The organism is Paenibacillus amylolyticus (assembly GCF_047302515.1).
In the GTDB taxonomy this organism is placed as follows: Bacteria; Bacillota; Bacilli; order Paenibacillales; family Paenibacillaceae; genus Paenibacillus; species Paenibacillus amylolyticus_G.
Genome location: NZ_CP168019.1, coordinates 3,249,771 through 3,263,338 on the forward strand (window position 1 = coordinate 3,249,771; position 13,568 = coordinate 3,263,338).

General features: G+C 49.6%; 9 protein-coding genes. 1 reads left to right on the forward strand and 8 read right to left on the reverse strand.

What is annotated here, in order from left to right; all coding sequences use genetic code 11:
• Window positions 1-9: 9 nt before the first annotated feature.
• The 7 genes from ACDJ59_RS13725 to ACDJ59_RS13755 form a co-directional block, all read right to left on the reverse strand.
• Complete coding sequence (locus tag ACDJ59_RS13725) at window positions 10-906, reverse strand: carbohydrate ABC transporter permease (protein ID WP_017688969.1); 897 nt, start codon at window positions 904-906, stop codon at window positions 10-12.
• 17 nt (window positions 907-923) lie between these two features.
• The gene (locus ACDJ59_RS13730) at window positions 924-1,805 is read right to left on the reverse strand and encodes a carbohydrate ABC transporter permease (RefSeq protein WP_036670532.1); all 882 of its coding nucleotides are present in this window, start codon (window positions 1,803-1,805) and stop codon (window positions 924-926) included.
• Between the two features lie 208 nt (window positions 1,806-2,013).
• On the reverse strand, window positions 2,014-3,327 hold the full coding sequence (locus ACDJ59_RS13735) for an ABC transporter substrate-binding protein (protein ID WP_413409452.1): 1,314 nt from the start codon (window positions 3,325-3,327) through the stop codon (window positions 2,014-2,016).
• 164 nt (window positions 3,328-3,491) lie between these two features.
• Entirely contained in the window at window positions 3,492-4,343 is an 852-nt protein-coding gene (locus ACDJ59_RS13740; protein WP_413409453.1) for a response regulator transcription factor, read from the reverse strand.
• Window positions 4,344-4,527: 184 nt separating this feature from the next.
• Window positions 4,528-6,348: a cache domain-containing sensor histidine kinase gene (locus tag ACDJ59_RS13745; RefSeq protein ID WP_413409454.1), complete on the reverse strand. Its 1,821-nt coding sequence runs from the start codon at window positions 6,346-6,348 to the stop codon at window positions 4,528-4,530.
• A 198-nt stretch (window positions 6,349-6,546) separates the two neighbouring features.
• Window positions 6,547-8,880, reverse strand: a complete 2,334-nt coding sequence (locus ACDJ59_RS13750) for an endo-1,4-beta-xylanase (protein WP_413409455.1) — start codon at window positions 8,878-8,880, stop codon at window positions 6,547-6,549.
• A gap of 362 nt (window positions 8,881-9,242) precedes the next feature.
• Entirely contained in the window at window positions 9,243-10,010 is a 768-nt protein-coding gene (locus tag ACDJ59_RS13755) for a helix-turn-helix domain-containing protein (RefSeq protein WP_036609049.1), read from the reverse strand.
• Between the two features lie 146 nt (window positions 10,011-10,156).
• On the opposite strand from ACDJ59_RS13755, the gene ACDJ59_RS13760 reads away from it, so the two are divergent.
• Window positions 10,157-12,406: an FAD-dependent oxidoreductase gene (locus tag ACDJ59_RS13760; protein WP_413409457.1), complete on the forward strand. Its 2,250-nt coding sequence runs from the start codon at window positions 10,157-10,159 to the stop codon at window positions 12,404-12,406.
• Between the two features lie 60 nt (window positions 12,407-12,466).
• On the opposite strand, the gene ACDJ59_RS13765 is transcribed toward ACDJ59_RS13760, so the two are convergent.
• Window positions 12,467-13,537 carry a glycoside hydrolase family 88/105 protein gene (locus ACDJ59_RS13765; protein WP_413409459.1) on the reverse strand — a complete coding sequence of 357 codons (1,071 nt, stop codon included), beginning with the start codon at window positions 13,535-13,537 and terminating at the stop codon, window positions 12,467-12,469.
• Window positions 13,538-13,568 lie beyond the last annotated feature (31 nt).

A 13,568-nucleotide genomic window follows, 5' to 3' on the forward strand; every position in this document is an offset into this window, starting at 1 on the left:
ACAGCAGCTTCAGCCCTTCACGGCACTTCCGGCCACGCCCTGGATAATATAATGCTGACCCACGAGGAAAACGATGATCATCGGAATAATGCCTGCCGTGGCAGCGGCCATCATGCCGTTGTAGTCCACATTGTTCTCCAGAATAAAGTTCTGCAGTCCGAGCGGCACAGTGTACAGGTCTTTGTCGATCAGGAACACGAGCGCATTCTCATAGTCATTCCAGTGCCAGGAGAAATCGATAATGGCCAGGGTAGCCAGTGCAGGCTTCGCCAAGGGCAGAATCAACCTGAAGAATATGCGCAGGTGACCGGCACCGTCGATGAACGCCGCTTCCGAGATCTCTGAAGGCACGGACAGGAAGAATTGCCGCAGCATAAACACCCCAAAGATCGTGAACATTCCAGGCAGGATCAATGCCCAATGCGTATTATATATGCCAACCCATTCAAACATCAGGAACTTCGGTACAAAGAGTACCTGCGGCGGCACCATCATCATCGAGAGATAGATCAGGAACAATGTCTCCCGGCCTTTGAATTGAATCCGTGCGAAGCCATAGGCTGCAAAAGCCGAGAGAAATACAGCTCCGATCGTGCTAATTAGCGATATTTTCAACGAGTTCAGATAATATGTGGCAAAGGTATCCGCTCCGCTCCAGACCTTAATGTGATGCTCCCAGTTGAGGCTGGAGGGTATCCACTGGATGGGATAGGTGAATACGTCCGCAGGAGATTTGAACGACGTGCTGATCATCCAGATGAACGGCATAATCATCAGCAGGGCAAACCCGGACATCAGAAGTGTCAGTATGATTTTTCGAATCTGCGTCAAGGACTCCATGCGGACTTTAACTTTAGGTGAATGTGGAGCTGTGGGCTTCGCATTCGCGGCAATTTGTTTCTCCATAACGATCCCTCCCCTCCTTAATAGTGAACCCAACGTTTCTGACCGAGCCACTGCAAAACAGTGAATATCATGATGATGGCAAAGAGTGCCCAGCTTATGGCGGCAGCGTATCCCATCTCGTAATATCGGAAGGCATTCTGGTAGATAAAAAGTGACAGCACGGTTGTACTGTTCCCCGGCCCACCCTGGGTAATTGCTTGAATGATACCAAAGTTTTTGATGGTCATAATCAGCCCGGTAATCAGCAGCAAAAAGGTCGTTGGACTCACAAGAGGCCAAATCACTTGGCGTATCGTCTGCCAAGGACGGGCTCCATCTATCCGTGCAGCCTCAACCAATTCCTCCGGAATTTCCTGCAAAGCGGCCAGATAAATAATCATGTTGTAACCCAACATGAACCAGATCCAGATGATATCAATCGCATACATGGACCATTCGGTTGTTGATAACCATCCGGGTGGATTCGTAATACCGATCCCCCGCAAGAAGCCATTAATGGGCCCCGATGTTGGCTGGAACAGCAGCATCCAGACAAAAGCGATGGCAACGCCGCTGGTGATATAGGGCATGAAATAGAGGGCACGCAGCGTTTTTTGCCAATACACCGACTTGTTCAGCGCCACCGCCACGATAAAAGCCAACCCCATTGATACCGGAACCGCTAACAGAAATACAAATGTATTTCGCAGCGCCACGCCAAACAGATCATCATTCAACATCCGGCGGATATTGTCCAGCCCGACGAAATTCGTCTCCGGGCTCATGAATTTGTAATCAGTGAACATGAGATAGAACGAATAGACAGCCGGTATAATAAAAAACAACAGCACGCCAATCATATTGGGCCCAATAAACAGATACCCGAGCCTGCTCTGCCGTTTCATCCAGGATTTATGCATATGCTCCCCCACTCCTTAACATCTGTTCTGGAATTAAGCATAACAAGATGTCCTCTAACATTTAAGGAACATAACCCTGTACCTGATATCACAGATATATGTATTTCGGCAGTGCCTTTCGGGAGAGAAATAACATGGAATTGTTCTATTGCTTATATAGAAAAAACCGCCCCATTGGGACGGCCTTTGGACTCATTGCTTTTGCAATCTATTGATTCTGCTTCAGCCAGTCATTATGGCGTTTGACCATGTTCTGTACCGTTACTTCGGCAGTCTGGTTACCGAGGAAGAACTTTTCATACTCCTGTGCACGCAGATCGACCACTTCCTGCGCAATGCTGCGGACAAACGTAGGTGTCTCGTCACCGTACAACACAAATTCCAGAGACTCTTTATCATAAGAATCGGCATAATCGCCCAGCAGATGATCGATCGCAGTCTGTTGATCAACCGCATTGGAGGAAGGCAGGCGTCCACCCGCAGCCATCGGCATCATTCCCCCATCGGCGTACCATTTCAGGAACTCCCATGCGGCTTCTTTATTTTTCGACTTGGAATTGATCGCAATAAAGTCACCAAGTCCTCCGCTCTTCACCATATCTTCTTGTGCAGCCAGTCTCGGTACAGGGGCAAAGGCAATTTTCCAATCCCGCGGGAACTCGGTCATATTGTTTGATGTGCGGATCAGCCATTCGCCGATATTAATCATGGCAGACTCACCGCCAAGGAACATGTTCTCCACCGGCATTTTGGAAGTCAGCTGCTCTCCGAGCGGAGGGGTGGTTGCATCCTCCTTCATCATTCCGTTCAAAGTCTCCAGCCATTTAGTGACGAGCGGATCATCTAGGTTGGAAGTGCCGTCTGCCTTAACATAACCGTTCTTCACCAGAACGGAATCGAGCGGGTCTACATAGGAAGCGGTATGCTGCACCAATCCGTACTTGAAGCCAGCCGTCTTCAGTTTGAGTGCATATTCACGGGCTTCATCCCAAGTCCAGGCTGCTGGTACACTCAGTCCCGCTTGATCAAGCGCTTTCATATTTAAAGCGAAGAAGGCAGCGTTTTTCTTGGTTGGCATCCCGTAATATTTGCCGTCCACTTTCCAGGAAGCCGCATCTTCACCCATTTTCTCATCAATGTTGTAATCGGTGAACTCGCCCAGATCCAGTGCTGTACCGCCCTTGATGCGTTTATCCAGATTCGTGAGGGTATAGTTGACATACAGGTCAACGTTTTGCCCGGTGGACAGCGCCGTATCCAGCTTCAGGTTGCCATCATCGTCATTCACAAACCGCACATATTCCACCTGAATATCAGGATGTTCCGCATTCCAGGTATCCACGACTTCCTGTGGACCATTCTCGGGCGGTACCGCGCCCCACATGGTGAGCTTCACTTTTCCGCCTGCCGCTCCACCTCCGTTATCTCCACCGTTCGTCTCATTTTTACCTACACAGCCGGCAAGCAAGCCCAGCATCAGCGCACCTACGATTAATCCCGTTAATCCTTTTTTGATTCTCATCTGGTCACATGACCTCCCTGAATTGAAGTGTACCTTCCGTTACATCGTAGCAGGGACCTTGCTGGGTTCATAAGATACATATCCATGATTCGGATTGAACAAAAATACGGATTTACTTGTGCTTACCGGAGCACTCGGTACACATATTCCTTCTACTCTGTGAGTCACGAACGATGGCGATACTGGCTGGGCGTGCAACCGGTCCAACGCTTGAATATTTTAATGAAATAATTATCACTTCCGAACCCTACCCGGTAACCAATCTCCTGTACGGGAAGGTCTGTCTCGCGCAAGTATTCCGCCGCTTTCTCCATCCGTACCCCATGCAAGTAATGAATCAGGGTATGGCCGGTTTTCTTTTTGAACAAAGCACTCACATAATTCTCGCCCATCATCACATATCGTGACATGGATTTGACGGTAATGTCCTGGTCGTAATGCTGTCCGATATACTGAATTATTTTGCTAATCTCCGGATGTTTCACAATCGGCTCACGAACAGGTGTAAATGGAAGATCCGTATCAGACGGAGGCGCAGAAGAGACCGTAAGAGAATCAGGCGAAACAGGCGTTGATGTGAGAACCGGTGTGGAAGGTGGCACTTGATGATGATCTTTCTCTGTCCGGGCTTCAGTCGAAGCTCCCAGTTCTGCACTTACTTTACGGAGTGTATCACGCAGTGAATTCACACTCATGGACAGTTTCAAAATATAATTGGAAGCCCCGTATTCCATTGCACGGCGTACATATTCGAACTCCCCCATACAGGTGAGCATGACAAATTTGGTTTTTAACCCGGCCTGACGGGTCTGTTTGAGTAATTCCAGACCATCCATACCTGGCATGACAATATCGGTCAGTACCAGATCCGGTGTATCCTGTATAATCATCGCCAGCGCTTCGGTCCCATTACCGGATTCCCCGATGACCGTGAAGCCCAGCTCTTCCCAGGAAATAATCTCTCGTACCGACTCACGTACGAATACCTCATCTTCTACAAGCAATACCTTCCACATGCCAGATTCCCCTCTCCAGTCGTGTAGGACGTGTCTCAAAACTCGCGAAGTGCATCTTTTACCGCCTTTTCGCCCCATGCTGCGTCACTTCCCCTTGACGTGCCCCGGCACGCCTGCGGAAAACTTCCTTGCTTGGAACGAAAATTCAGCAAAATCTGCTTCTTTCGGAGTTTTCAGACACGCCCTAGTCTGACCGCTTCTGTAAGTAAGGCGTCGACAATAAAAAAGGAATACTGAACCTTACTAATGTCCCCGGCTTGGTATCAATCACTTCAAGTTCACTTTGGCCTTTGAACAATAATCGCAATCGTTCCTTAAGGTTAGACAGGCCGATTCCCGGACGTGTGCGGGTCATCTGCTGACGCCGGGATTCCTCCATTCCAATTCCGTTGTCTGCCACCTCCAGCATCAGCTTTCCTGTGTCTTGCCTGTAAATTCCGATGCGGATCTGACCAAGCTGCTCCAGTGGCCCAACACCGTGGTGAATGGCATTCTCCACCAGTGGCTGCAAGCTCAGCTTGGGCACGAGCGCATATTCCAGTTTATCGTCAAATTCACAAGTTACCTCAAAGCTATCGCGGTAACGAATCCGCTGAATATGAAGGTAGGCTTGAACCAACTCGATTTCATCCTTCAGGTATACCAATTCGACCTGTGAATTCAGGCTGACCTCCAGTAATTTGCCCAAGGAAACACACATCTCGGAGATCTCTTCATTCCCGCTGCGGATCGCACTCCATTTCATTGTATTCAATGTATTCAGGAGAAAGTGCGGATTCATCTGGGCCAGGAGCATATGAAAATGTACCGCTTCCTTCTGGCGTTCTTCCGCCTTGAGTCTGGCGATCATCTGATTGGCATCATCCAGCATGGTATTGAACGTACGGGTCAGTTCCAGCACTTCTCCGCGGCTGCGGCCTTCAGGGATACGGACCTTGAGGTTTTTGCGTACAACCTCCTTCATCTGGTTCTGCAGATGTGATAAAGGCCGAGTGAACGTCGCCGAGATCATAAAGGCCATGAGCACAAATGCTGCTGTGAAGCCAAAAAACGTTAAAAAATAGCGCTGCTTAAGCCCCGATATCTCCGTAAACAACACAGCTAGTGGAATACGATTTACCATGTACCAGTCCAGTGACTCGATGTATACGTAGTTAATCAGCGTATCTGAATCATTATCCGTCAGATAGGCCTCTGCCGGATGAAGTGCAATTTCCCTGGTCACGTCTGGGGAAAGTACCGCTTTTTCGGACGAGCGGGCAATCGTTTCCCCATTGCCAGTAATCAGGAAATACTCCTGATTGCTCTGCGAATCCTTCAGCATAGACTGAAACCAGTACGAATAATCGATGCTGATCCGTGCCATTCCGTACCTTTTGCCGCCACTGTCCTTCATATACGCATAGAGGGACAACAGATACGGGCTGGAGGATAGCTCCCGCAGGACATGGTTGGTATCCCGGGCATCCCAGCGGTAGAGCAACTCTTCTGATGGAAACGAGTTTGAATCAGTGTTGCCCTTGATGAAGGTCATTTCTCCAAGATGCTTGCGAAATTGTTCCCGATAAGGGCCATAGGCCAGAGCTTTTTTGGGCAAATACGAAGTGTAAACGTTATCATGAAAATCTAACAGCGTGAAGTACACGGAAGGATTATATAGAAAAAAGCTGTTGTTGATCATCTTGAACTTCTCTTCCACCAACGACTTGTTCTCAAGCGGAGAACGATTGTCTGGAGAAGTCAGGACGTTTCTTACGGCTGAATCCTGTTCCAGAAAAATCAGGGTTTTGAATGCAATACTCATCTGGTCCTCCAGAGAACCATACATCTGCACCAGTTGCTCGTGGCTCTGTTCACTGATTTTTTGCTCAACCAGAGATTCGATCTGGCCATAGTTGTAAACATTAAGTACGCTGAATGGCAGCAGAATCAACACCACAAACGCACCAAACAGCCGATACCTGAGCTTATGCGGCAAAAAGGTCTTCCAGTCGGGCTTTGTCATCCCCTCAGCGCTCCCCCTGCAATTATTGAGATCATTATACCATCAGTTCCCCCGCTTCGGCCGGGGCCGGGCTCATTCGCATGGATATGTGATACCAGTTGCCAGGGACGGGATAGGGATACACAGATTTGTTCTATTGCATTAAAAAAACCGGAGATCTGGGATCTCCGGCTAGGCTAGATATAACGACTTAGCAAATTAGGATATAGGCTCCACTCCCCAGACAAGCTCGCTGTTCCGGTAAAGAGTTACCTTGGTCCAATCGGCAAAAGAGGTCTGCAGCGGGTTAAAGGAATAATCATCCCCTTCGCTGTAATTGGACCAGTCTGCTTTGTGCAACCGGGTATGTATCTCCCCAGAGGTTCCTCCGACCGGGATTACGCCTGCTCCGGTGCCGAACTTCAGTTCCAGATAATGGTCCGCTCCAGGAACAGGTGCAGGCAGTTTCACTATGCTGCCGCTGATCTGACTGCCTCCAAGCTGTGCATAATCACAGAAAAAGGATTGTTGTTTCTCCCCGTCCACTGTATACCAGTAACGAATTGTCAGTTCATTCAGGCTAACTGTGGAGGTACCGTTGTTGTGAATGACAAACTGCGGTTTCATTTGGTTATCGAGCAGATTTGTATCCCCTGCACGATAGGCTAGAGTCAGATGGCCAGCAGGCTCTGGCGGCCCTCCACCCTGGGCCTTTGCGGAAGCTTGAACGGAGTTCACACTCTTCCCAACGCTGTTAACCGCATTCACCACATAGTAGTAGGTGGTTCCAGCAGATACCGCCATATCCTTATAGCTTGTTCCCGATACAGCGGCCACAGATGTATACGGTCCGGCTGCTGTCAGCGACCTGTTTACCGTATAGGAGGTCGCACTTGCAGATGCACTCCAGCTTAAATTGATGCTGTTGTCGCTAACCGCAGTGGCGGTCAGATTCTGCGGAGCGGCTGGTACTGCCTCGACCTGGACCGTCTCTAATACGGACCAATAGGCTGGCTTGGACTGGAGTCGCTCGTCGAAAAGCAGCGGCCAGTTGTTGCGGGCGACTGGGAAGGTTCGTAGCCAGGTATTGGCATCATCCTTGCCCCACAAGGTAACATTTTTGACTGTGTCCGTATGCCTCAGGAAGATCTGGAACAGGGACTTGTACAGCGCTGCCTGCTGTGTCTTCAGTTCTTCTGGGAAGATATCATAAGATTGCGAATCATTGGAATATACACTTACATCAAGCTCAGTAATATGTGTTTCGAGGCCCAGCGCCTTAAATTTGACAATGGAACTCTCAATTTCCGAAAGGGATGGATAAAAGAGGCTGATGTGTGTTTGATGGCCGACTCCGTCAATAGGCACACCCTTGGCTTGAAGGCGAGTGATCAGATTGTAGAGGGCCTGGCTTTTGGCCGGCTCATGGGTATTGTAGTCATTAATAAACAACTTGGCATCCGGGTCGGCTGCATGGGCGAATTCAAATGCTTTCTCAATATATTCTTCCCCGGCAATCTGGTACCACAGACTGCGCCGCAGGCCATCCGGCTCGGAGGTATCAATGACTTCATTCACAACGTCCCAAGCGTAGATCTGGCCTTGATAACGCTCCATTACCGTCTCAATATGCTGCTGCATCCGTTCATACAGCACCGTTTTGCTCACCAGATTGCCGTTGGCATCGTGGAATACCCAATCCGGAGTTTGTGTATGCCAAACGAGGGTATGCCCACGTATCTCTTGTCCGTTCGCTGCTGCAAAAGCGACTGCGGCATCCGACCCGCTGAAATTATACATACCCTCTTGCGGCTCGGTACTGTCCCATTTCAGAACATTGCCTGGTGTCAGACTATCAAAATGCTTCGTAAGCAGCTGCTTGTCCGGTTCGGTCAGCAGTTCATTGTTCGTGAAGGCCGTCCCAATTCGAAACTTGCCCGCAAAAGCATCCTGTAGGGAAGGAATGTCTTCTTCGATCACAATGGGTCCGAGATCCGGCAACTTCTCCAATCGGAAATCATCCACATAAAAAGAAGCTGTGGCACGGTCTGGCACTTCAAAATAAACCGATAACTGATTTGCTGGTTCCAGCATTTTAAACTGTGCAGTAAGCTTGGTCCATCCGCCTGCGGATGCGGTACCGAATGTTAAATTTTCATAATGTGTTGTATCTGGCAGGGTACGTTGTAAAGACATATTGAGGTTTGTGCTGGACGCTCCCGCCGGAAGCTTCACCCAGCCTGTGAACACATACGTCTGTCCCACCTCCAAAAGTTCTGTCACATCCAGCGCTGGCCCATGCCATGTCATAGCACGCCCGCTCACTTCCAGTCCATAATCTCCGGTACGAGCTGCAACGGCGCTTGCATGAAGCGTTTCTACTTCACCGCGTCCGCTCCAGCTCTGGACCGTCCCATCTTCAAAATCATGACTCAGAATCAAGGTATTTTCCCCTTCTGCCGCATGGACAGATGGAGCCGCCCAATACAAAGGAACTAACAAAGTTATCATCAAAACAAATTTAAGCGCTTTCAAAAATATCATTTTTCTCATCGCTTCCATTCTCCTTTATCGAATATTAGGATGAATTCCTTATTCCAAAGGCTAAGGCCATATCCACCTCCTTGGTTTTAGTTATAAAATCAGAGTCCTCATTCAAACGGATACGGGGGGCATACGTTCGGATAAGGACTCCATATGGTAAATTATAGTATAAATTGTCTATGATCTACAACTGAAATGTACTTCCCCCTCTAATTTCGGTTAGAAATGCAGTATCCGTTGCTTCTGCACTCATTCACACCAGCTCCTCCATAATCTGACAACCCGTAACGAAGGTGTATACCTGGTGCTCCGCTGGCTTCAAAAGTTGTCTTTAAAGTAGTCTTCAAAGCTTTCTGCTTACTTCTTTCAGCCTACACCCTGTGTCTCCTGCGATACTCAGATGGACTTATGCCCAACGTTTTGGAGAACACTCTACTCAGATAAAAACCGTTCTCATATCCGCATCGCTCGGCAATTTGGTTAAGGGTCAGGCTGCTGTCAGCCAAGAGGTTCTGCGCTTTTTTCAGACGGACCCGTTTGAGATAGCCTGATGGCGTCTCCTGAAAAGCTTCCCGGAAACGCCTTGTCAACTGAACCGGACTCAAGGCCAGTCGCTGTGCCAATTCCTGAAGGCTGATCTCCTCTTCCGCCCGCTCCTCCAGCAGCGCTGCCGCTTCAGCCATTCGTGCGTCTTCGGTAAATCTCCGCTCCTTTAAGCGATTCTGTCTGCGTTCCACCTGATACAACTGCCACAAATCCATCATAAAATGTGTCTTCCAACGGGCAACTTCCCCCTTATTCTCCTCACTGTCCTGACGTAAATAAGCGTACGTCGAGGCTAACCGCTTCGTGTCATTAATCAGCGATTTTCCGGCTGGTGGCAGAAACTCCTCCTCCTCCTCCAAGCTACTGCTAAACTGTAAATAGTGAAATGTCAGCGGGGTAATGACTGTCCGCCGAAAAGGAACCGCCGGGGGGCACAGCACCAGATCGCCAAAACTCGCTTCTCCGATCTGACCCCCAATCTCATAATGGAATATTCCCTCTTCGACGGCAAAAGCCACCCAAGTCGTATAGATATCTTCCGTAAGAGCAAATTCCCCTTTTTGCTTCCAGTAGATGTGGTTAAGCAGCTCCATGACTTGACCACCCTTTCTGTGAAATAAAGTATATGTTTGATGATAGTATAGTGCATTTAAAAAGTGAATATATAAATCTAAGATGAAATTATAGATATGTAGTTGGAGTCAAGGTGGATCTAACTTCAGTTAAGGAGGTCACAGATATGAAACAAGAGCATGTACAATACGACATCACCGTCATCGGCGGAGGACTTGCTGGTGTATGCGCCGCGATAGCCGCTGCCCGCATGGGGCAGCAGGTGGCGCTGGTGCAGAACCGCCCCGTGCTTGGCGGCAATTCCAGCAGCGAGGTTCGGGTCTGGGTGTGCGGTGCCACCGCCCACGGGATTAACCGTTATGCCCGCGAGACGGGTATCATGGGAGAACTATTTGTAGAGAATCAGTATCGTAATCCGGAAGGCAATCCTTATCTCTGGGACTTGATCATTCTGGAAGCCGTTCGAGCTGAATCCAACATTAGCCTGTACCTGAACACGGATGTACATGAAGTCGAGGCCACTGGGGATGGAGATGAACGCATGATCACCTCTGTTACCGGGTGGATGATGGGTTCTGAGCGCAAAATCCGATTCGAAAGTCAGATCTATCTGGACTGTACGGGCGATGGATTGGTTGGCTTTCTGGCTGGAGCCAAGTTTGCACTCGGTCGGGAAGCCCGCAGCGAATATGGCGAAGAGTGGGCACCAGAGGTGGCTGATCAGATCACGCTGGGCAGTACACTTCTCTTTTATACCAAGGATGCTGGTGCGCCTGTCCGTTATATCCCGCCTTCTTTTGCCAAGGATATTACACAGACCAGCATTCCGATTCGCCGGGTCATTCGCAGCGGGGATTCCGGTTGTCATTACTGGTGGATTGAATGGGGCGGTGAACATGACACCGTTCATGACAATGAGCTGATCCGTGATGAACTGTGGTCCGTGATCTACGGGATCTGGGACTATATCAAGAACTCCGGCAAGTTTGATGCAGATCATATGACGCTGGAGTGGATTGGTTCGCTACCTGGCAAAAGGGAATACCGCCGCTTCACGGGTGACTATGTGCTCACCCAGAACGATATTATCAGCCAGCGGGAGTTCCCGGATGCCGTTGCCTTTGGCGGCTGGTCCATTGACCTGCATCCCCCGCAGGGCATGTACGCCGAAGCGAGTGGCTCGAAGCATATGCATGCCGATGGCGTATATCACGTGCCGTTCCGCTCGCTGTATTCCGCAAATGTGCGGAATATGCTCATGGCCGGGCGCGACATCAGTGCATCACATGTCGCCTTCGGCACAACGCGCGTCATGGCAACATGCGCGGTCATCGGCGAAGCCGCGGGTACGGGCGCGGCGCTCTGCGCGGCCATGGGGGTGTCGCCGCGCGAGCTGCACGCGAGGCATCTGGCGGTCCTGCAGCAGACGTTGCTGCGGCAGGACGCTTCCATCATCGGGGTGCGCAGCCACGATGAGCTGGATCTGGCCCGGCGTGCCAAGGCTACAGCCTCCAGCACGCTGACGGGCATCGTCCTTGAGCAGCCTGGCGAGACGTACCCGCTGGGTACGGATGTTGCCCTGCTGCTGCCTGTGTATCCAGTGCTCAGCGGCCTGGAGCTGCTGCTGGATGCATCCAGCGATACCGCGCTGACGGTAGAGCTGTGGGATACGGGGCGTAAGGAGAACTACGTCCCGCATTTGTTACAAGTTACGGCGACTGTTAACGTTACAACAGGAACTGCGCAGTGGGTGAAGCTGCCGCTCGAATGGCGACCGGAAGAACCGCAGAATGCTTTTATTATCATCCGCTCCAACAAAGCCGTCTCACTCTACCATTCGACAGAAGCACACAGCGGGGTGCTGATCTTCTTCAAAACAGAAGAAAACCACGTGTCCAAAAATCTGGAGGATCATGCCACGGATCAGCCTGTCGTATTATGGTCTATGCAGGGGTTGGCGCGTCAGCCATTCTGCTGTCGTACCCTCTCTGAGACTTCAGCCTATTCATCGGACAACACGATCAACGGTTATCATCGCCCTTACGGTGGGCCGCAACAGTGGATGTCGCAGCCAATGCAGTCTGGCAAGCCGGAATGGGTACAACTGACATGGGAAGAACCACAAACCTTGGCTGAGTTGCACTTGACGTTTAATGATGATGTGAACGAGGATCTGGTTAATTTACATCACCATCACACAACATTCCGTGTGATGCCTGAGCTGGTGCGTGATTATCACGTGGAGGTACTGACTCCGGCTGGCGAATGGACACAAGTCGCAAGCGTGCAAGAAAATCACAAAAGAAAAGTTGTTCATTCCCTGGATGTCCCTGTGTCAGCTCAGGCTCTGAGAATCATAATTGATGCCACAAATGGCAGCAATTATGCCGAATTAATCGAGATTCGAGCTTACTAAAACAAAAAGGAGGATACAGGAAACTGTATCCCCTATCCTCCACACAAAGTCCACCTTATTCTAGTCGGCGGTTGGAACCCGCAAGCCCTCAATCAGAATAAACAACGTAAGTGCTTGTCCATACCCCATCGGACTAATCGGTATATCTTTATAAAACTGAGCATCCTGCCCTACAGGAGTACCGTAAGACACCTGTTGTACAACTCCGTGATCATCAATTTGTTTCAACACCGCTTCAAGCGCTCTCAAGCCATTCTGGTGATAGGATTCATCCAGGTATCCATACCGGATTCCCTTGAGAATGCCGTATCCAATCGCTGCCGTTGCCGAGGTTTCTTTGTAAGAGGTTGGATCATCCAGCACAGTGTGCCACATGCCATCCTCACCCTGAAGCTTGCTCAGTGCTCTGACTTGAGCGGTTGCTGTATCCAATAGATAGGCCTTCAGCCCGTCTTCGATCGGAATGATATTCAGGAAATCCATAACTCCCGCCGTATACCATGCATTGCCCCTTCCCCAATGAACAGCACCATAGTTATGATTTTCATTGAAATCCCAGCCATGATAGAACAATCCGGTTTTCTTGTTATATAGATATTTGATATGCACAAGGAACTGTCGTTTGGCTTCTTCCACCATGTCGGGTTTCTTGAAGTATACCCCTGCCTTGGCCAAAAATAGCACCGTCATAAACAGGGTATCAATCAGAATTTGTCCATCATTGGCGTCTCCAGTGATCATATGCTGAAACGCACCATCTCCGGTTCGCAGCAGTCCATCCATGATCCAACTGCTCCACTCCTCACAAACATGTTCGTACTCTTTGTTTCCGGTCAGCTCGCATAATGAGATCAAAGTAAGGAGCGGAGCACAGGTGTTTACATTTTTTTCTGGTAATCCTTCCATCAGCCTTGCATTGTACCATGATTCCAGAAATTCCAGCACTTTAGGATCTTTCGTCGCCTCATGGAGCTGAAGCAAGCCGTATAGACCGACACCTTGCGGCCATTCCCATAGATGTATGTCGATTAGTCCGATGGGAAACTGTTCATTGATGCTTGTGTTTTTCATAGACTCCATCGCTTGAGATACCTTGCTTATTCTCTCCTGCAGCACCATTTGATTCAGCATGTTGGTTATCACTCCCTTGGTTTCTTGCACA